This is a genomic window from Streptomyces sp. R35 (assembly GCF_041053035.1).
Lineage (GTDB): Bacteria > Actinomycetota > Actinomycetes > Streptomycetales > Streptomycetaceae > Streptomyces > Streptomyces lutosisoli.
Genome location: NZ_CP163440.1, coordinates 790,290 through 809,730, shown reverse-complemented (window position 1 = coordinate 809,730; position 19,441 = coordinate 790,290). Strand labels below are relative to the sequence as shown.

Annotated in this window: 16 protein-coding genes and 1 pseudogene; 8 read left to right on the top strand and 9 right to left on the bottom strand. The window is 70.0% G+C overall.

Going from position 1 to position 19,441, the window contains the following annotated elements:
• Nucleotides 1-31: 31 nt before the first annotated feature.
• The 3 genes and pseudogenes from treS to AB5J50_RS04045 all read right to left on the bottom strand — a co-directional run.
• Nucleotides 32-1,753: a maltose alpha-D-glucosyltransferase gene (gene treS / locus AB5J50_RS04055; protein ID WP_369254937.1), complete on the bottom strand. Its 1,722-nt coding sequence runs from the start codon at nt 1,751-1,753 to the stop codon at nt 32-34.
• A complete protein-coding gene (locus AB5J50_RS04050) occupies nt 1,750-3,765 on the bottom strand; it encodes an alpha-1,4-glucan--maltose-1-phosphate maltosyltransferase (RefSeq protein ID WP_369254935.1) in 2,016 nt (671 codons plus the stop codon). Before AB5J50_RS04050 ends, treS begins: the two co-directional genes overlap by 4 nt.
• An 85-nt stretch (nt 3,766-3,850) precedes the next feature.
• A pseudogene (locus AB5J50_RS04045) lies at nt 3,851-4,042 on the bottom strand (DUF5133 domain-containing protein); the annotation flags it as partial.
• 305 nt (nt 4,043-4,347) lie between these two features.
• Here AB5J50_RS04045 and AB5J50_RS04040 point away from each other — a divergent pair.
• The 4 genes from AB5J50_RS04040 (at nt 4,348) to AB5J50_RS04025 (ending at nt 11,534) form a co-directional block, all read left to right on the top strand.
• On the top strand, nt 4,348-4,863 hold the full coding sequence (locus AB5J50_RS04040) for a pep a2 (protein ID WP_327426226.1): 516 nt from the start codon (nt 4,348-4,350) through the stop codon (nt 4,861-4,863).
• Nucleotides 4,864-4,945: 82 nt separating this feature from the next.
• Nucleotides 4,946-7,099 (top strand): glycogen debranching protein GlgX, encoded by a 2,154-nt coding sequence (glgX, locus tag AB5J50_RS04035; protein ID WP_369254933.1) that lies wholly within the window; start codon nt 4,946-4,948, stop codon nt 7,097-7,099.
• A gap of 87 nt (nt 7,100-7,186) precedes the next feature.
• Nucleotides 7,187-9,787 (top strand): AAA family ATPase, encoded by a 2,601-nt coding sequence (locus AB5J50_RS04030; protein ID WP_369254931.1) that lies wholly within the window; start codon nt 7,187-7,189, stop codon nt 9,785-9,787.
• Between the two features lie 349 nt (nt 9,788-10,136).
• Nucleotides 10,137-11,534 carry an FAD-binding oxidoreductase gene (locus AB5J50_RS04025; protein WP_369254929.1) on the top strand — a complete coding sequence of 466 codons (1,398 nt, stop codon included), beginning with the start codon at nt 10,137-10,139 and terminating at the stop codon, nt 11,532-11,534.
• On the opposite strand, the gene AB5J50_RS04020 is transcribed toward AB5J50_RS04025, so the two are convergent.
• From AB5J50_RS04020 to AB5J50_RS04005, 4 genes are all read right to left on the bottom strand, one after another.
• Entirely contained in the window at nt 11,535-12,344 is an 810-nt protein-coding gene (locus tag AB5J50_RS04020) for an SAM-dependent methyltransferase (protein ID WP_369254927.1), read from the bottom strand. It abuts the gene before it with no gap.
• A gap of 35 nt (nt 12,345-12,379) precedes the next feature.
• A complete protein-coding gene (locus AB5J50_RS04015; RefSeq protein WP_327426221.1) occupies nt 12,380-12,877 on the bottom strand; it encodes a hypothetical protein in 498 nt (165 codons plus the stop codon).
• A 134-nt stretch (nt 12,878-13,011) separates the two neighbouring features.
• The gene (locus AB5J50_RS04010) at nt 13,012-13,248 is read right to left on the bottom strand and encodes a DUF397 domain-containing protein (protein ID WP_327426220.1); all 237 of its coding nucleotides are present in this window, start codon (nt 13,246-13,248) and stop codon (nt 13,012-13,014) included.
• Nucleotides 13,249-13,251: 3 nt separating this feature from the next.
• Nucleotides 13,252-14,118, bottom strand: a complete 867-nt coding sequence (locus AB5J50_RS04005; RefSeq protein ID WP_369254924.1) for a helix-turn-helix domain-containing protein — start codon at nt 14,116-14,118, stop codon at nt 13,252-13,254.
• Nucleotides 14,119-14,370: 252 nt separating this feature from the next.
• On the opposite strand from AB5J50_RS04005, the gene AB5J50_RS04000 reads away from it, so the two are divergent.
• Nucleotides 14,371-15,783, top strand: coding sequence for a hypothetical protein (locus tag AB5J50_RS04000; protein WP_369254922.1), 1,413 nt, complete (start codon nt 14,371-14,373; stop codon nt 15,781-15,783).
• A 113-nt stretch (nt 15,784-15,896) separates the two neighbouring features.
• Here AB5J50_RS04000 and AB5J50_RS03995 read toward each other — a convergent pair whose 3' ends face one another.
• Nucleotides 15,897-16,709 (bottom strand): SDR family NAD(P)-dependent oxidoreductase, encoded by an 813-nt coding sequence (locus tag AB5J50_RS03995; protein ID WP_369265301.1) that lies wholly within the window; start codon nt 16,707-16,709, stop codon nt 15,897-15,899.
• Between the two features lie 155 nt (nt 16,710-16,864).
• Between AB5J50_RS03995 and AB5J50_RS03990 the strand changes: the two genes are divergently transcribed.
• From AB5J50_RS03990 to AB5J50_RS03980, 3 genes are all read left to right on the top strand, one after another.
• Nucleotides 16,865-17,494, top strand: coding sequence for an ATP-binding protein (locus tag AB5J50_RS03990; RefSeq protein WP_369254920.1), 630 nt, complete (start codon nt 16,865-16,867; stop codon nt 17,492-17,494).
• A 65-nt stretch (nt 17,495-17,559) separates the two neighbouring features.
• Nucleotides 17,560-18,063 (top strand): DUF6624 domain-containing protein, encoded by a 504-nt coding sequence (locus AB5J50_RS03985; protein ID WP_369265300.1) that lies wholly within the window; start codon nt 17,560-17,562, stop codon nt 18,061-18,063.
• A 203-nt stretch (nt 18,064-18,266) separates the two neighbouring features.
• A complete protein-coding gene (locus AB5J50_RS03980) occupies nt 18,267-18,785 on the top strand; it encodes a hypothetical protein (protein WP_369254918.1) in 519 nt (172 codons plus the stop codon).
• A gap of 56 nt (nt 18,786-18,841) precedes the next feature.
• On the opposite strand, the gene AB5J50_RS03975 is transcribed toward AB5J50_RS03980, so the two are convergent.
• Entirely contained in the window at nt 18,842-19,384 is a 543-nt protein-coding gene (locus tag AB5J50_RS03975; RefSeq protein ID WP_327426215.1) for a hypothetical protein, read from the bottom strand.
• Between the last annotated feature and the right edge of the window lie 57 nt (nt 19,385-19,441).

The following is a 19,441-nucleotide window of genomic DNA, read 5'->3' as shown; positions in this document are numbered from 1 at the left end:
GTGGGCTGGGGGAGCGGGCGGCGGCACACGGTCAAGAACGCCTGGTGGCGCCGGGTGCGACAGCGCGCCGCAGCCGGAACCAGTAGAAGCCGTGTCCTGCCAGGGTCAGCAGGTACGGGAGCTCACCGATGGCCGGGAAGCGCACCCCGCCGATCAGCTCCACCGGGTGGCGTCCGTCGAATACGCGGAGGTCCAGTTCGGTGGGCTGGGCGAAACGGGAGAAGTTGTGGACGCACAGGACGAGGTCGTCCTTGTATTCGCGCAGGAAGGCGATGACCGCTGGGTTGGAGGACTGGAGTTCCGTGTAGGAGCCGAGGCCGAATGCCTTGTTCTGTTTGCGGATCTCGATCATGCGGCGGGTCCAGTGCAGGAGCGACGACGGTGACGACATCGACGCCTCGACGTTGGTGACCTGGTAGCCGTAGACGGGGTCCATGATCGTGGGGAGGAAGAGGCGGCCGGGGTCGCAGGAGGAGAAGCCGGCGTTGCGGTCGGGGGTCCACTGCATGGGGGTGCGGACGGCGTCGCGGTCGCCGAGCCAGATGTTGTCGCCCATGCCGATCTCGTCGCCGTAGTAGAGGATCGGCGAGCCGGGCAGGGACAGCAGCAGGGCGGTGAAGAGTTCGATCTGGTTGCGGTCGTTGTCCAGCAGCGGGGCCAGGCGGCGGCGGATGCCGATGTTGGCGCGCATGCGCGGGTCCTTGGCGTACTCCGCGTACATGTAGTCGCGTTCCTCGTCGGTGACCATTTCCAGGGTCAGCTCGTCGTGGTTGCGCAGGAAGATGCCCCACTGGCAGCCGGACGGGATGGCGGGCGTCTTGGCGAGGATTTCCGACACCGGGTAGCGGGACTCCCGACGTACGGCCATGAAGATGCGGGGCATGACCGGGAAGTGGAAGGCCATGTGGCATTCGTCGCCGCCGGCTCGGAAGTCGCCGAAGTAGTCGACCACGTCCTCGGGCCACTGGTTCGCCTCAGCGAGCAGCACCGTGTCCGGATAGAGGGCGTCGATCTCGGTACGGACCCGCTTCAGGAAGTCATGGGTGGCGGGGAGGTTCTCGCAGTTCGTCCCCTCCACCTGGTAGAGGTACGGCACCGCATCGAGACGGAAGCCGTCGATGCCCAGATCGAGCCAGAAGCGCAGTGCCGCCAGGATCTCTTCCTGGACTCGCGGGTTCTCGTAGTTGAGGTCCGGCTGGTGCGAGAAGAAGCGGTGCCAGAAGTACTGCTTGCGGACCGGGTCGAAGGTCCAGTTGGAGGCCTCGGTGTCGACGAAGATGATCCGGGCGTCCTGGTACTGCTTGTCGTCGTCGGCCCAGACGTAGTAGTCGCCGTACGGGCCGTCCGGATTCGACCGCGACTCCTGGAACCACGGGTGCTGGTCGCTGGTGTGGTTCATCACGAAGTCGATGATCACCCGCATGCCGCGCTGGTGGGCGGCGTCCACGAACTCGACGAAGTCCGCCAGGTCACCGAACTCGGGCAGCACCGCGGTGTAGTCCGAGACGTCGTACCCGCCGTCCCGCAGAGGGGACTTGAAGAACGGCGGCAGCCACAGGCAGTCGACGCCCAGCCACTGCAGATAGTCCAGTCGCGCGGTGAGGCCCTTGAGGTCGCCGACACCGTCGCCGTCGCTGTCCTGGAAGGAACGGACCAGGACCTCGTAGAAGACGGCGCGTTTGAACCATTCGGGATCACGGTCCTTGACCGGTGTGTCCTCGAACGTGTCCGGGACGGGCTCGTTGACCATCATGCGGGTGACGCTCCGATCCGCGACGAGGGGCCGACGGTGAGCACATGCGCACCGCCCGGTCCCAGACGCACATAGTTGGCCCTGCCCCAGTGGTAGGTCTCGCCGGTGAGCTCGTCGCGCACCGGCACCGACTCGTCCCAGTCCAGGCCGATGTGCCGCATGTCCAACGAGACCGTGCCGTCCTGGGTGTGGTGAGGATCGAGGTTCGCCACCACCACAACCGTGTCGTCGCCCGTGCGCTTGCTGTACGCGATGAGGGCGTCGTTGTCCGCCGAGTGGAAGTGGAGGTTCCTGAGCTCGTGCAGGGCCTTGTGGCGCCGTCTGATCCGGTTCAGCCGGGTGATCAGCGGCGCGATCGACCTGCCCTCGCGCTCGGCCGACGCCCAGTCGCGCGGCCGCAGTTGGTACTTCTCGGAGTCGAGGTACTCCTCGCTGTCCTGCCTGACGGGGGTGTTCTCGCACAGCTCGTATCCGGAGTACATCCCCCACGCCGGTGAGAGAGTCGCGGCGAGCACGGCCCGCACCTCGAAGGCCGGCCGACCCCCTCGCTGGAGGTAGCCGGGCAGGATGTCGGGGGTGTTGACAAAGAAGTTGGGGCGCATGAACGCGGCCGTCTCACCGGAGAGTTCGGTGAGATAGCCGGTCAGCTCCTCCTTGGTGTCGCGCCAGGTGAAGTACGTGTACGACTGCTGGAAACCGACCGTCGCGAGCCGGTGCATGATCGCCGGGCGGGTGAACGCCTCCGCCAGGAAGATCACGTCCGGGTCGATGCGGTTGATCTCGGCGATGACCCGCTCCCAGAACACCACCGGCTTGGTGTGCGGGTTGTCGACGCGGAAGATCCGTACGCCGTGATCCATCCAGAAACGCAGCAGCCGTACGGTCTCGGCGATCAGCCCCGGCATGTCCTGGTCGAAGGCGATCGGATAGATGTCCTGGTACTTCTTCGGCGGGTTCTCGGCGTACGCGATCGTGCCGTCCAGCCGGTGGTGGAACCACTCGGGGTGCTTCTCCACCCACGGGTGGTCGGGGGAGCACTGGAGGGCGAAGTCGAGGGCGACTTCGAGGTTCAGGTCCGCTGCCCGGCGTACGAACGCGTCGAAGTCGTCGATCGTGCCCAGGTCCGGATGGACGGCGTCGTGCCCGCCCTCCGGGGAGCCGATCGCCCAGGGCACACCGACATCCGAACGGCTCGCCGACAGGCTGTTGTTGGGGCCCTTGCGGAAGGTCCTCCCGATGGGGTGGACCGGGGGCAGATAGACGACGTCGAAGCCCATCTCCGCGATGGCGGGCAGGCGTTCGGCGGCCGTGCGGAACGTGCCGTGCACCGGCACGCCCGGCTGCCCGTTCTCCGGTTGCCCGCTCTCGGACTGTCCGCTCTCCGACCGGGGGAAGAACTCGTACCACGCGCCGTACAGCGCCCGTTTCCGTTCCACGAGCAGGGGCAACGGCAGTGAGCGGGTGAGCCGTTCACGCAGCGGGTGCTCGGCGAGGGCGGACTCCGCTTCCGGGGTGAGGGCGGCCGCGAGTCGGGCGGCCGGTGCCCGGGAATCGTCGCGCAGGGCGTTCGCGGCGGCGAGCACCGCGTCCCGGCCCGCCGACTCCGGTACTCCCGCGGCGGCGCGCTCGTACAGGGTGGCGCCCTCCTCCAGGATCAGCCCGAGGTCGATCCCGGCCGGGACCTTGATCTCGGCGGCGCGGCGCCAGGCGGCGACGGGGTCGCTCCACGCCTCCACCAGATAGGTCCAGTGGCCGATTTCGTCCGGTGTGACGTGGGCGCCCCAGCGGTCGCTGCCGGGGGTGAGTTCGCGCATCGGCGTCCACGGGCCGAGGCGGCCGCTCGGGTCGCGCAGCACGACATTGGCGGCGACCGCGTCCTGGCCCTCGCCGAAGACAGTGGCGGTGACTTCGAAGGTCTCGCCGGCGACCGCCTTCGCGGGGCGGTTGCCGTTCTCGACGACCGGACGGACATCCACGATCGGGATGCGGCCGGTGTCCGGGGTTGTGTCCATGGGTTTCGCCTCCGCCGTCGTTGAGCCCAACCCGCGGTTGGGATCCGCGTCACGCCGAACCGGTTCAGATCCGTGCCGGAACATCCCGCAGATAGTGCTCGGCGGCGTCCGCGGCCTCCCGCGCGCAGCGCTTCCCCATCAGGACGCACAGGGTGTACCCGGTGTTCTCGAAATTGCCCCGCACCTCGTGGTCGGCGGGGGCCGCGAGCAACAGGCGTTCCCAGGCCCGGTATCGCTCCAGATGCCTGGCGACCTCGGCTTTGGCAGGCAGCAGCATCACGCTGGTCACCTTCCCACTCTTTGGACCGCGCACGGCTCGCCTGGGTGGCGGGTGAGGGCCGTGCACGCAGAGGCACCGATCCGTTACGGAGATCGGAGCTCTCACTCATGGTGCCCGTACCGCCACCGAGCGTCTTGTTAGGTCTTCAACAATATTGGTGGGCGCTCTCGTGTTGCACGAATGGAGTAGCACTCTCACTCTGGGACTGACTCAGAAGCGATCATTGCTCACGCTTCGTGTTCGGGGCTCGGCCCGCAGGGGCGAGGAGAAGCAAGAGCTTCGCCGGTGAGGAGCCAACGACGATGAAAGCTGCAGTGCCCTGCTATTACCACCTCGACGTGGAGGTCAGCCCGGAAAGGGTCGGGCAGGTCAGGCGCATTCTGGCCGCGCACCTCCGGTACTGGAATCTGGAAATTCTCGTCGAGTCCGTCTGCCACTGCGCCGAAGCGCTGCTCCACACGATCGAGGAGCACGCGGCGGACAAGAACACGACCATCGAGATGTGGTGGAACGGCCAGCACCTCATCGCGGCCGTCTCCGACAACAGCCAGGACATCCGACCGCACAACGCGCCGCAGGGCTGCCTCGCGCAGATCGCCGCGCTGAGTGACGGCTGGGGCTGCTGCGCCACCGGCGCCGGCGGCAAGATCATCTGGTTCTCGTGGCGGGCCCGGGCCGCGGAACGCGCCCCGCTGGTCCCGGCCGCACCCGCGCCCAGCCTGCGGGAGGCGCGCCAGGCGCCTCGCCAGGTACCGCTGCCGGAGCCGGCGTTCGCCGGCCCCCTCGACGAGAAGGAGGCTCCCGTCGCCGTCGGGTGATCCCGTGACGGCACCTGCGCGGTGACCGTCACCCGGAGACGTTGTGACGGCACCGCGGCCGTGATCGCCGTACGGTGATCGTGTGCGCACCTGGAACGGGCGCCCCTATCCACTGGGCGCGACATACGACGGCGAAGGAACCAACTTCGCCCTGTTCACCGAAGTCGCCGAACGCGTCGATCTTGTCCTGATCGACGCGTTCGGCGCGTCCGGCGACTCTCGTACCCGTACGGTCACGCTGACCGAGGTCGACGGCTTCGTGTGGCACTGCTACCTCCCCGGCGTCGGCCCAGGGCAGCGCTACGGCTACCGGGTGCACGGCCCCTGGGACCCGGCCGCCGGCCACCGGTGCAATCCGGCGAAACTGCTGCTCGACCCGTACGCCAGGGCCGTCGACGGACAGGCCGGCAACGACGCCTCGGTCTTCGAGCACGCACCCGACGGGCCATCCCCGGCCGACAGCGCCGGTCACACCCTGCTCGGCGTGGTGACCGACCCGGCCTTCGAGTGGGGCGACGACCGTCCGCCGAGGCACCCGTACGCGGAGACGGTGATCTACGAGGCCCATGTGCGCGGTCTGACCCGCACGCACCCCGAGGTTCCGGCCGCACTGCGCGGCACCTACCTGGGACTGGCCCACCCGGCGGTCGTCGAGCACCTGACCTCGCTGGGAGTGACGGCCGTCGAGCTGATGCCGGTGCACCAGTTCGCCCAGGACGGTTTCCTCCGCGACCGCGGCCTGTCCAACCACTGGGGCTACAACACGATCGGCTTCTTCGCGCCGCACCACGCCTACGCCGCCCACGGCACCCGCGGACAGCAGGTCACCGAGTTCAAGTCGATGGTCAAGGCGCTGCACGCGGCCGGTCTCGAAGTGATCCTCGATGTCGTCTACAACCACACGGCCGAGGGCAACGAGAACGGCCCCACGCTCTCCTTCCGGGGCATCGACAACGCCTCGTACTACCGTCTGGTGGAAGGCGACCGCGCGCACTACTACGACACCACCGGCACCGGGAACAGTCTGCTGATGCGGCACCCCAACGTGCTCCAGCTGATCATGGACTCGCTGCGGTACTGGGTCACCGAGATGCACGTCGACGGGTTCCGCTTCGACCTCGCGGCCGCCCTGGCACGGCAGTTCCACGAGGTGGACCGGCTGTCGGCGTTCTTCGACCTGGTCCAGCAGGATCCGGTCGTCGGCCGGGTGAAGCTCATCGCCGAGCCCTGGGACGTCGGTGAGGGCGGCTATCAGGTGGGCAACTTCCCGCCGCTGTGGTCCGAGTGGAACGGCAAGTACCGTGATTCCGTCCGGGACTTCTGGCGCGCCGGCGATCGCACGCTCGGCGAGTTCGCGTCCCGGCTGACCGGCTCGTCCGATCTCTACCAGCACGACCGGCGGCGGCCGCGCGCCGGCATCAACTTCGTCACCGCGCACGACGGATTCACCCTGCGCGACCTGGTCTCGTACAACGACAAGCACAACGAGGCCAACGGCGAGGACAACCGGGACGGCGAGAGCGTCAACCGCTCCTGGAACTGCGGCGTCGAAGGCCCCACGGACGACGAGGGGGTGCTGGAGCTGCGCGCCCGCCAGCAGCGCAACTTCCTCGCCACCCTGCTGCTGTCCCAGGGCGTCCCGATGATCGCTCACGGCGACGAACTCGGCCGCACCCAGCGGGGCAACAACAACGCCTACTGCCAGGACAACGAGATCTCCTGGATCGACTGGAACCTGAGCGACGACCAGCGCGAGCTCATGGAGTTCACCCGGCGCGCCATCGCCCTGCGCGCCGCCCACCCGGTACTGCGGCGCCGCCGCTTCTTCCTCGGCGACACCGCGACGCACGAGCATCAGCCGCTGCCGGACCTGATGTGGCTGCGGCCGGACGCCCGCGAGATGACGGACGAGGACTGGCGGCGCCCCGACGCCCACGCCGTCGCCGTCTTCCTCAACGGTGACGCCATCGCCGAGTCCGACCCGTACGGCGACCCCGTGGCCGACGACTCCTTCCTGCTGCTCCTGAACAGTTACTGGGAGCCCGTGGTCTTCCGCCTGCCGGACGCCGACTACGGCGAGCGATGGACGGTGCGGATCGACACCGCCGATCCGCAGGGCCTGCCGGACGAGTCGGAACGCAAGGCCGGCACCGACGTCCATGTCGAACCCCGCAGTCTCGTGCTGCTGTCCCGCCCGCACCGGACCGAGACACGGCGCGGGCGGTCCGCGACCTGATCCGGGCAAGCTCCTCACCCGTACACGCGGCACCCGCGAGTTCGCCGAGACCCCGCCGGAAAAGCGCGGCTGTGCCAGAATTGCGCCGTGGATTGGGGGATCCTCGAACGCGACCACGAGCTCGCCCGACTGGCTGCCGCCGCGCGGGAAGCGGCCGACGGCGCCGGATCGGTGGCGCTTGTCTTCGGCGAGGCCGGTATCGGCAAGTCCAGCCTGGTGAAGGCCCTGCCGGAGGTCATGCCACCCGAGGCGCGGGTGCTGCTGGGGGAGTGCGACGATCTCGCGACGCGACGGCCGCTGGGACCCTTCCGTGACCTTGTCGGAAGCGTCGGCCCGGAACTGGCACAGGCGCTCACCGAGGGCGGCGACCGTCATCGGGTGTACGACGCCCTGCGGATCGAGCTGAGAGGGGCACCGCACCCCGCGGTACTCGTCGTCGAGGACGTGCACTGGGCCGACGAGGCGTCGCTCGACGCCCTGCGCTTCCTGGTCCGCCGGGTGGAGCGGCTCCCGGCCGTGCTGGTCCTGACATACCGGGACGACGAACTGGGCCGTGAGCACCCGCTGCGCCATCTGCTCGGTCAGGTGTCCCGGGCGGAGCGGGTGCACCGCCTGCCGCTGCCCCGGCTCTCACCGGAGGCCGTACGCAGGCTGAGCGCGGCCAGCCGACTGGATCCGGCCGAGGTGTACGAGGTGACGTCGGGCAATCCGTTCTTCGTCGCCGAGGTGGTGGCGGCCGGTGGCACCGGCGGTGTGCCGCCGACGGTGGTGGACGCCGTACTGGCCCGGCTGCGGGGGCTGGACGACGGGACCCGGGACGCGCTGGAGCAGCTGGCCGTGGTGCCGTCCGCGGTGGAACGCCCGCTGGTCAACGCACTGTTGGCGGAAGGGATGGCCGAGCTGGCTGCGGCCGAGCGGCGCGGGCTGCTGGTCGTCACGCCGGAGCGGGCGGGGTTCCGGCACGAGTTGATCCGCCGCGCCATCGCCGACTCACTGCCCGCCGCACGGCGGATCGAACTGAACCGGGACGTGCTGGCCGCGCTCGTCGCCCTGCCGGGTTCCGACGCGTCACGGATCGTGCATCACGCGGCGGAGGCCGGCGACCAGGAGGCGATCGCGCGCTACGGACCCGACGCCGCCCGGGACGCCTCCCGCGCGGGCGCACACCGCGAAGCCGCCGCCCACCTGCGGCTCGTCCTGCGGCAGCGCGAGCGTCATACCCCACTTGAGCTGGCCGGCCTCCTTGAGCGATACGCCGTGGAGAGCTACACGATCGCGGACTCCGGGGCGGCCGTCCGCGCCGAGCGGGAGGCGGTCGCGCTGCGCAGGTCCCTGGGAGACGCGCGGGCGCTCGGTGCGGATCTGCGGTGGCTGTCGAGGATCCACTGGTGGGCCGGTGATGCCGAGGAAGCGCGGGAGGCCGCGCGGGAAGCCATCGCCGTACTGGAAGAGGCGGGCGACGACCGGCTGCTCGCGCTGGCGCTGAGCAACACCTCCCAGCTGCACATGCTGTCCGACCGGCATGCGCAGGCGATCGCCGTCGGTGAGCGCGCCATCGCCCTGGCCCGCCGGGCGGGCGACCTGGAGATCCTCGCGCACGCTCTCAACAACGTCGGCTCCGCCCGCTGGCGGACCGGCGACCCACGGGGACGGGCGCAGGTGGAGGAGAGCCTGAAAGTGGCCCTGGGCGCGGGCGAGGTCGAGCACGCGTGCCGCGCCTACGCCAACATCATCTGGACCCTGCTCGAAAACCTCGACTTCGCCGAGGCCGACCGCTTCCTGGCCCCGGCGATGGAACTGGCCGACCGGGCTGAGCACTTGGGCTTCCTCAGCTATCTCAACGTCGAGATGGCGCTGCGGCAATTCGCCGCCGGGGCCTGGGACGACGCCGAGAAATACGCCGAGGCCGGCGCACACGACTTCGTGCCCGCCCGCTGCCCCGCGCTGACCGTGCTGGCACGCGTACGAGTCCGCCGCGGCAGGAGCGGCGGTGACGAACTGCTCGCCCAGGCCTGGGAGATCGCGGTGCGCAGCAGCGAGCTCCAGCGCACCGGACCGGTCGCGGCGGCCCTGGCCGAGGCGGCCTGGTTGCGAGGCGATCACCTCGCCGTGGCCGAGGCCGCCGGCCCGGTGTTCGCGGAGGCCCATCGGTTGTCCGCCATGCCGCACCGGGCGGAGCTCGGCTACTGGCTCACCAAGGCCGGTCATCCGGTCGAGGCGGACGGCTCGGAGCACCCGTACGCTCTCCAGACCGCGGGCCGCTGGCGCGAGGCCGCCCACATCTGGGCGGCGGCCGGCTGCCCGTACGAGCAGGCCGCCGCCCTTGCCGAGAGCCCTGACCCCGAGGACAAGCTGACCGCGCTCGCCGCTCTGGACGCGCTGGGTGCGGAGCCGCTCGCCCGCCTGGTCCGCGGGGAGTTGCGCGCGCTCGGAATGCGCAGGATCCCGCGGGGCCCGCTCGCGGTGACACGGGAGAATCCCGCCGGTCTCACCGAGCGCCAGTTGCAGGTCGTGCGGCTGCTCGCGGAGGGGCTGACCAACCCCGAGATCGCGGACAAGCTGGTGGTGTCGGTGCGCACGGTCGACAACCACGTCTCCGCCGTGCTGGACAAACTTGGCGTCCGAAGCCGGCGCCAGGCCGCCGCGCGAGCCGTGGAACTGGGCATGCTTCCCGCCGCCGGAAGCTGACGACCTCGCGCATGGACCGATTGCCGTGGCGACGGATCGCGGAGACGGCGGTCTTGGTGTGATCCTTCGTACTGGTCCAGAGCGCGCGTTTCACTGGCCCAAGACCGCCGTCGGAGATGAGTCTGCTGCACCACGATGCCCAGCAGGAGCCGTTCGCTCTCACGTCACACTTCCGGGAGGACTTCTTGGCCCATCTCTAGGTAGCCGCCGGGTGCGAGGTGGGTGGCGGGCACGGATATCCGCGTACCGGGAACCGGGCTAGAACGGGCGTATCGGACCCATCAGGGGGGACTGGGCGAGGGGACCCGGACACGGGACCCCGGCCCGGTCCCCAGACACGGGGATGCTTATGTCCATCACACCAGCACAGGCGGCACGCCAGGAACTGGCAGGATTCAAAGGGCAGTTGATCGGACCGGACGACTCCGGATACGACGAGGCCCGTACCGTGTACAACGCGATGATCGACCGACGGCCCGCCCTGGTGGCTCGCTGCACCGGCGCCGAGGACGTCTCCCATGTCGTGGGCTTCGCCCGCGACCACGGCCTACCGCTCGCGGTGCGCGGCGGCGGCCATCACGGAGCGGGCCTGGGAACCTGCGACGACGGCGTGGTCCTCGATCTCTCCCCGCTCAAGGACGTCGAGGTCGACCCGAAGGCCCGCACGGTACGCGTCGGCGGAGGCTGCGTGTGGGGCGAGGTCGACCGCGCCACCAACGCACACGGTCTGGCCACACCCAGCGGCATCATCTCCACGACGGGCGTCGGCGGCATCACGCTGGGCGGCGGCCTCGGGCACCTCACGCGCAAATGCGGGCTGACCATCGACAATCTCCTGGAGGCCGACCTCGTACTGGCCAACGGCGAGTCCGTGCGGGCGAGCGCCGACGAGAACGCCGACCTGTACTGGGCGATCCGCGGGGGCGGGGGAAACTTCGGCGTCGTCACCTCGTTCGTGTTCCGGCTGCACGAGGTGAGCAACGTCGTCGCGGGGCCCACCTTCTGGCCCGTCGAACTCGGTGCCGAAGTCCTCGCCGCCTACCGCGACTTCATCCCGCACGCGCCACGCGAGCTGAACGCCTTCTTCATGTTCGGATCCGTCCCACCGGGCCCGCCGTTCCCGGAGGAGATCCATCTGCGCAAGGTCTGCGGCGTCGTGTGGTGCCGTATCGGGGACGACACGGAGGCGGCGGCCAGGGAGATGGCACCCATGCTCGATGCCCTGCCCGCACCGCTGCTGCACGGCCCCGCGCCGATGCCGCACCCCGCCATCCAGTCGGCGTTCGACGGGGTCTACCCGCCCGGCGACCAGTGGTACTGGCGGGCCGACTTCGTCAACGAGATCCCCGGTGACGCGGTCGACCTGCACGCCAAGTTCGGTGCCCAACTGCCGACATGGAAGTCGACGATGCATCTGTACCCCATCGACGGCGCCGTGCATGACCATGCCCCGACGGACACCGCGTGGAGCTACCGCGACGCGCGCTGGGCCTCCGTGTTCGCGGGCGTGGACCCCGACCCGGCCAACGCCGAACTCATCAAGCGGTGGAGCGTCGACTACTCCGACGCCCTGCACCCGTTCTCCGCGGGCGGCGCCTACGTCAACATGATGATGGACGAGGGCCAGGAGCGTGTGCGGGCCAGCTACCGCGACAACTACGCCCGCCTGGCCCGCATCAAGGCCGACCGCGACCCGGACAACCTGTTCCGCCTCAACCAGAACATCGAACCGACGGCACAGGCCTGATCACGCCTTGAGGGCCACGCCCCCGTGGACGTCCGTGGGCTCGGGCGAGGTACCGGGCTCCGGGCGCCACAGCGGGCAGGACACGATGCCGGGTTCGACCAGTTCGAGCCCCTCGTAATAGGCGGTGATCTGCTCGGGGCTGCGCAGGACGTACGGGATCGCTCCCGTGTCGTCGTAGCCCTGCTGGGCCTCCTTGAGCGCGGCGTCGGTGTCGGTGCTGTCGTAGTGCACGAAGTAGCTGCCGGAGGGCAGGGCGGCCTGGAGGCGACGGACGATCGACTTGGCCTCCTCGTAGTCCTGGATATGGCCGAGGATGCCCATGAGCATCAGGGCGACGGGCTGGTCGAAGTCCAGGATGCGGCTCGCCGCTTCGATGATCTTCTCGGGCTCGTGCAGATCCGCGTCGATGTAGTCGGTCACGCCCTCGGGGGTGCTGGTCAGCAGCGCCTGGGCGTGCCGGAGCACCAAGGGGTCGTTGTCGACGTAGACGATCCGGGATTCGGGCGCCACGCGCTGGGCGACCTGGTGGGTGTTGTCGTACGTGGGCAGGCCGGTGCCGATGTCGAGGAACTGCCGGATGCCGAGTTCGCCGGCCACGAAGGTGACGGTGCGGATCAGATAACCGCGCGAGGCGCGGGCCATCGTCTCGATGTTCGGGGCGACTTCGCGGTAGGCGTCGCCCGCCACCCGGTCGACCTCGTAGTTGTCCTTCCCGCCCATCCAGTAGTTCCAGATGCGAGCCGAGTGCGGCACCGTGGTGTCGATCTTGGACAGCGCTTCTTGGTCGGGGGCGGGGTGGCCGTCTGCCATGGGAAGTCTCCTGCCGTATGTCACTCGGTCGGTCTCTAACTTATCGTCAATGCCTGTGTACAGCCCCCGAGTTGGGGCTGTGGGGTAGCGGGAGCGCGGATCGGACGGCCCAGCTGTGCCGCATCGAGGGTCACCACGGGGACATGCTGGGACAGGGTGCGCAGCGCCCGCTCGTATGCGTCGACCGCCTCGGTGTCGTCCGTCACGCCCGTCACATGGACGAGGGCGCCGTCGCGTTCGGCCACCGCTTCCGCGAAGTCGAGTGCCTGGATCCACGTCACCCGGGAACGTCCGCGCCGCAGCGGTCCGTAGACCAGCTCGTGGACGAGACTGCCGTCGACGGCCAACCGCCCCGGTGCGGCGAGGAGTTCGCGGTACGGCTGGGTGGGGTTCACATGGTGAAGGTGCCCGCGCGAGCGGCGGATCATGAATCCGTGCCGGGCCAGTTCGGCGATCAGGCCGCTTCTGCCGATGCCGTCGGGACCCTCGACGACCAGCGTTCGGCACTGGGCGAGGGCCTGGTGGAGGATCATCCCCGCACCCACTCCCTCCCGGACGACCGACTCCCCCAGTGTGAAGGGGACAACCCGCACAGGGGGAGTGGCCGTGCGGGTTGTCCGGTTGTGCGGGCGTAGTGGTGGCCTCAGGGGCCATGCGGTGGTGGTGCTCAGGCGATCAGAAAGTCGGCCTGCCCGGACTTGGCGCCCTGGAGGAACGCGATCATCTCGTCGCGGGAGTAGACCAGCGCGGGCCCCTCCGGGTCCCTGGACTGACGGAAGGCGACGCTGCCGTCGGGCAGCCGCTTGGCCTCGACACAGCTTCCGCCGTTCGTGCCGCTCCAGGGCTTCTCCCAGCCCTCGGTTCCCAGATCGACGGCGGACATGCCGCTGTGGACGGATCCCATGGATCACAACTCCTTACGCAGTTCACCCAGGATGGCCCTGGTCCGAGCGACCGGCTCCGCCTGAACGGACATCCGGTCCAGTACTTCGAGATAGGTGACGACGTCGTCGGGCCGGTCGACGTAGACCGCGCCGACGAGGCTCTCCGTGTAGACGACGTCGGGGAGTTCGGAGAAGCCGAAGCGGAAGTGGTGGAACGGGCCGAAGGCGCCCGGGTGGGCCCCCACGCTGAAACGCATGATCTGGATCCGGACCTTCGGCATGTCCAGGACCTCGTGCAGCCGGTCGATCTGAGCCCGCATCACCTCGGCCCCGCCCACCGGCCGGCGCAGCACCGTCTCGTCCAGAACGGCCCAGATGGCGGGCGCGTCCGGCTTGGCGAGCAGGTCCTGGCGCTTGACCCGCAGGGCGACGCGGCGGGCGATGTCCTCCTTCGACTCGTTGGGGAAGCCGACGCGCATGAGTGCGGTGGCGTAGTCGCGTGTCTGCAACAGGCCGGGAACGTAGTGGGGTTCGTAGAGGCGGATGACGCTGGCTTCGCTCTCCAGGCTCACATAGGCGCTGAACCACTCCGGCAGTACGTCGCGGTACTTGTACCACCAGCCGGGCTGGTTGGCCTCCCTGGCCAGGGCGAGGAAGTCGTCGATCTCCGCCGCCGGCACGCCGTAGGTGTGCAGCAACTCCCGTACGTACGGGATGCGGAGCCCGACCTCGGCCTTCTCGATCCGGCGGACCGTCAACGCAGTGACCTCGATGGCCCGTGCGGCGTCCTCGAACGACACCCCCGCCTGTTCCCGTAGCTGCCGAAGCCGCTTCCCGAGAACCATCCGCAGGACGGTGGGGGCGCTGCCGCCAGAGCGGTTCTCGCTCACGTCCTACCTCCCGGAACGGCCGTCACAGCGTGCAGTGTGCCACGCGGTCGATGACAGAGACAGGGCGATGCCAATCGTTCTGAAATTATCAGAACGCCGGTTGCACACTGAGTGTGTCGGCGACCATAGTGATCGAGTGACGTATCGCACACTCCGTGGCGATGGCGTCCAACTGTGCTCGTCCGTACCGGAATTGATGTCTCGGCAGGTACGTACGAGCGCAGCCGTACGCGACCGTGAGGCGAGACCTGGATGGCCACCGTGACCGACGGACAAGCGAGGAACGCCGGCAAGGTCCCCACCGGGGCCAACAAGGTGCTGGCGGCCGCCCTCAAGGAAGCCGGCTGTTCCTACGCCTCACTCGCCCTGCGCGTCAACGAGCTGGGCCGGTGTCAGGGCACGGAATCCCACTACGACAAGGCGTCGGTCACCCGCTGGCTCCAGGGCCAGCAACCGCGGGGAACCACACCGGAGTTGATCGCCGCCGTACTGTCCGAGCGGCTCGGCCGCGCCGTGTCCCCCGCGGACCTCGGTTTCCCCTCCGATCAGCAGCGCCCGGTCGTCAGCAGGGCGCTCGGCTATGGCGAAGACGTGGCAGAAACTCTTCACACCCTGGCGGAGCTGGGGTCCACCGACATTTCCCGGCGCAGCCTCCTCGGCTCGGTCCCCTTTGTGGCCGCCGCCCTGACGATCCCTCAACGTGAGTGGCTGCTCTGGCTGTTGGAGCACCAGGACGCCGTCGAACCGGCCCTGATGGCGAGCGGCGGACCGGTCGAGCAGGTGCACGCGATGATCGCCATGTTCGACCAGATGGACAACCACTACGGCGGCGGCGGAGTGCGCACCAGCATCGTGCACTACCTGTCCACCGAGGTCGTCCCCCTGCTCCAGCGGCGCGGTACGCCACCGCGGCTGCGCCGCCAGTTGTACGCGGCCGCCGCGCGCCTGGCCGCGATGGCCGGCTGGAGCTCGTACGACGCGGGGGAGTACGGCCTGGCTCAGCGCTATATGACCCAGGCGCTGAGGCTCTGCGCCGAGGGCCGCGACCGGGTGCTGGGCGGCCAGATCCTGGCCGGACTCTCCCATCTGGCCACCAACCTCGGCCGCCCCGACGAGGGGGTGGCCCTGGCCCGCGCCGGGATCGTCACCGCGAAGGGCGCGGGCAGCCCGCTCGGCCTGATGCGCCTGTACGCCATGTCGGCGCGAGGGCACGCCGCGCAGGGCCGCTCGGACGAGGCCTCCGAGGCCCTGCGTCTCGCCGAGCGGGAGCTGGACGCGAGCAAGGGAGCCGCGCAGGAGTCGGTGTGGGTGCGCTATCTCGACCACCACTATCTGCAGGCCGAATCCGCCCTGTGCTTCCGTGACCTGGGGCAGGCCGCTCAGGCCGAGCGCACGGCGAGCGAGTCGCTCAGCGCCAACGCGGACCGGCGCAGGCGCCAGGCCATCAGCCGCTCCGTCCTGGCGACCGCCCATCTCCAGCAGGACCGCCTCGACGAGGCCGTCGGCACCGCGACCGAGGCGCTCGACACCCTCAGCACCGTGCACAGCGAACGGTCGATCCAGGCCCTGCGCGACTTCCGCAGGCGCCTCGAGCCCCGCCGCCACGAGCCCGTGGTGCAGGAGTTCGAGCGCAGGTCCCGGGGGGTGCTGGGGGCGGTGGCATGACGGGGCAGGGTGCGGCCGGGACGCCGGGTGTCTCAGGGGCTGTCCGGTGGGTCGTGCCCGGGACGGGCGTGTGCGGCGCCGCTGCTCTCTTCTGCTCCGATCTGCCGGGTGCCTCAATACCCGTCCGGGGAGGGGGCGTTCTGGGCGCGGTCGACCGGCAGGTGGGCGCCCGAGATCCCGCTCGACCAGTCCGAGAGCAGGAACGCCACCACCCGGGCGACCTCCTGGGGTGCGACCGGCTCTCCGCCCGGCAGCTCTGCCGCCACGAACCGGGCGAACGCCTCGGGTTCCTCCCTGCGCATCCGCTCCCAGCGCCTGCCGGGGATGAGCATCGACCCGGGGGAGACGGCGTTCACCCTGATCCCGTCCGGACCGAGCTCGCGGGCGAGCGACGCGGCCAGCTGGATCTGCGCGGACTTCGCGACCCCGTACTGGACAGGCGGGCCGGGCTTCCAGCCGGAGATCGACGAGATCACCACGACCGAGCCGCCGCCCGCCGCCCGCAGATGCGGGACCGCGGCCCGCACCAGCCGCACGGTATGGCCGACGTTCACTTCCCAGGTCGCCGCCCAGTCCTCGGCGTCCGCCTGCTCGAACCCGCCCCCGCGGGAACCGCCCGCGCAGGCCACCACCCCGTCCAGGCCGCCGAAACGTTTCACCGTGGCGGCGACGAACCCTTCCAGCGCCTCGGGCGCGGTGACATCGAGCGGCTGGGTGAACACGGCGGAGTCCATCGACGCGGCCAGCGTCTCCAGATCCCGCGCGGTGCGCGCGCAGGTCGCCACCCGGGCGCCCTCCGCGGCCAGGAGTCGCACAATCTGTTCGCCGAGCCCCCGCGTACCACCGGTGACCAGTACGCGCTTGCCGAGCACCCCCGGCCATCCGGTGCCGCCGGTCCGGTCCACCGCCGGCCGGCCCCCGTTCACGTTGCTCACGCGATCGAACATACATCCCATGCCACTACGTCCCTGCAACCGGACAACCCCGATACCCCCTGGTCCCGCCGCCGGTCCGGCGTGTTGGCTGCACGGGCAGCCACCGAGACCGACCCCCCACCCGTGCTGCATGCGAAGGAGGACCGATGACGGCATCCAGGGCGCATCGCCGCGGGCCGTCGCCCTCACTGGCGCCCGACGTGCGCGCGCCGGAGCACGATGCCCGGTCACCGGCGGACGACGTCCGCCGCGCGGACGACCACGCGCCTGCGGGCCGGGCCCGGTCCGCTGACCCCGCCACGATCCCCGTGTCCCCCTTGACCCCCGGAACGCCTGTGACTCCCGCGATGCCCGTGCTGTCGGCGAGCGAAGCCCACCTCCTGCGGACCACGGTCCCCGCCCATCCCTCGCGTGCAGCGGGGGTCCGGGCCATGCTCGCCGAGCACCTCACCCAGCTGGGGCTCTCGCCCGATCACCTCGACAACGCTGTCCTCGCCGCCGACGAGCTGTTCGTCAACGCGGTCAAGCACGGCAGCCCCGACCCCGGCGGCACGATCACCGTCACCGTCGAGTACACCGAGCGCGAGCTGCGTGTGACGGTCGCCGACCGCTCGCCCGCCCTGCCGCGGCTGCGTACGGCGGACGGCGCCGAGGAGTCGGGACGCGGACTGACCATCGTCGCCGCGCTGAGCGACGACTGGGGGATCGCACCGGCCGGCCCGGGCAGCGCCGGGAAGAAGGTGTGGTTCGCGCTGATGCTTCGGGGGATGCCGTGAAGGGTTCCCCGGGGCATCTGGCGGTCGACGGCGACGCGCGGCCGGGGCATGAGGACGCGCGGCGGATGATCCCGGAACTCGCGGCGGCTCTCGCCGGGGAACTCGTGCGCCGGGCGGACGAGGAGCAGCGCCTGATGCGGGAGGCGCGGGTGGACCCCAACGCCCAGTGCCGGCGCTTCCTCACCGAGTGCCGCGAAGCCAATGCCGAAGCGCTCGGGACGATCGTCCGCCGGCACGGCTGGCCGAGCGCCGACGTGGTCGGCGCGCCCGCCTCGACAGCAGCCCTGATGATCCTGCTGCACGCACCGGACCTCGACCTCCAGCTCAGGTGCCGCGACCTGATCGCCCAGGCCGCGGCGGACGGGCGCTGCCCCGCCGTGCACCACGCCTATATCGCCGACCACTGCGCCGTCGAAGAGGGCCGGCCGCAGTTCTACGGCACCCGCGTCAATCCGGTGACCCTCCGCCCATACCCGATCCGCCGTCCCCAGACCCTCGACGAGCGCCGCCGGGACGTCGGCCTCGGCCCGCTCGACGAGCAGATGCGGACACTGCGCGGCGGCGGATGAGACGCCGGAGAACGTCATGTGCGGAACGTGATGTGCAGCACGCGCGGAAATGCCGTCGAAGCCGCCCGGGAAAGGTTCTGGCTGGGCACGGCTTGATCGCCGATCAAGCAAAGGGAAATCCCTGGCCACGGCACGTTCCGCTCATTTGACACTTCGTTGAGGGCACAGATAGGAAACAGCTCTCTGAAGAGGAGAGGTGGACTGTGCGCGAGCCGAACGTGGTCGGGGACTGGCAGGAGTGCGACGAGCATGCCGGCCTGCGTGTCCGCGTTCACGGTGTGGAGAAGGCGGAGCCCCCGAGAGGGCGTGACGACGCCGCCGACGGACTCACCTACTTCAGATTTCGGGTGACCGTAGAAAACCGAACCACTGAGCATTTCGGCATCCATCTCGAAGACGGTCAGATCGATATCCGCATCGGCGCCGACGGCGAGAGCGCGTTCCTCGACTGGAGGAACTCACAGTTCATCGAGGGCTACGACGTCTACCCCCTGCGCCGGGCCACAGCGGTCCTCTACGCCGCCGGTCCCGACGCCGTCCTGCACCGCGCGGACATCCAGATCCAGCTGAAGGTCGACGACGAGTGGACCGAGCGCTACCTCTGGGCGGGCGGTATCGACCTCTACGAGACCTCCGTCGACGCGAGCACACGCTCCGGCACGACCAGGGACAGCCTCGCCTGCCAGGTGACCAACTTCCTGCGCAGAGAAGCGGACTCGTGAACCGCGGCCGGCGCGGTGAAGGCCTCGCGGCCCAGGGCTGATCCGAAAGACAGGCCCTAGCGTTCCCCGGCGGGGTTCTGCTCCACCCACTGGATGAGGAGCTGGCGCACGTACGGGTTGCCCTCCTGGGCGGCGTGCGCCAGGCGCTCCGCGCTCGCGCGGGCGGCTCGCCAGCCCGCCGGGGTGTCCTCGGCGTACGCGTGGTCGGCGGCGTCCAGTGCGTCGGCCGCCAGGTGGCGGAGATCCTCCGCCAGATCGTCGTCCGCGGCCGCCCGGTACGCCTCAAGACGCAGGGCGGCCGTGTCCCGGGGGGAGCTGGAAGGCATCGCCAGGGGCTGGGCGTAGCCGCTGACGGCGATGACCACGCAGAAGGTCGCGACGTCCCGGCGGCTCTCCTGCTGTCCCTTCGCGATGGCGGGCGCGAGCCAGGAAGTGGCCTTCCAGTGCGAGACCGACGTGGCCGCGACGAGGGCGATGGCCAGCAGCACGACGGGTATCCAGCCTGCCAGGAACCAGCCGACCGGCCCGAGCACCAGGAAGCAGGCCGCGCTGCTCATCCATATGCGACGGCGACCGAGTCTCAGGTGTCGTGGATCCATGTGGCTCAGTCTCGCAGGGGCGGGCAGGGCACGATGAGGCGGCGGGCTGTTCGCGCG

Coding starts and splice junctions, on each gene's coding strand:
- treS (WP_369254937.1), bottom strand. CDS start 1,753: ATGATGGTCAACGAGCCCGTCCCGGACACGTTCGAGGACACACCGGTC.
- AB5J50_RS04050 (WP_369254935.1), bottom strand. CDS start 3,765: ATGGACACAACCCCGGACACCGGCCGCATCCCGATCGTGGATGTCCGT.
- AB5J50_RS04040 (WP_327426226.1), top strand. CDS start 4,348: ATGAAAGCTGCAGTGCCCTGCTATTACCACCTCGACGTGGAGGTCAGC.
- AB5J50_RS04025 (WP_369254929.1), top strand. CDS start 10,137: ATGTCCATCACACCAGCACAGGCGGCACGCCAGGAACTGGCAGGATTC.
- AB5J50_RS04020 (WP_369254927.1), bottom strand. CDS start 12,344: ATGGCAGACGGCCACCCCGCCCCCGACCAAGAAGCGCTGTCCAAGATC.
- AB5J50_RS04015 (WP_327426221.1), bottom strand. CDS start 12,877: ATGATCCTCCACCAGGCCCTCGCCCAGTGCCGAACGCTGGTCGTCGAG.
- AB5J50_RS04010 (WP_327426220.1), bottom strand. CDS start 13,248: ATGGGATCCGTCCACAGCGGCATGTCCGCCGTCGATCTGGGAACCGAG.
- AB5J50_RS04000 (WP_369254922.1), top strand. CDS start 14,371: ATGGCCACCGTGACCGACGGACAAGCGAGGAACGCCGGCAAGGTCCCC.
- AB5J50_RS03990 (WP_369254920.1), top strand. CDS start 16,865: ATGACGGCATCCAGGGCGCATCGCCGCGGGCCGTCGCCCTCACTGGCG.
- AB5J50_RS03985 (WP_369265300.1), top strand. CDS start 17,560: ATGATCCCGGAACTCGCGGCGGCTCTCGCCGGGGAACTCGTGCGCCGG.
- AB5J50_RS03975 (WP_327426215.1), bottom strand. CDS start 19,384: ATGGATCCACGACACCTGAGACTCGGTCGCCGTCGCATATGGATGAGC.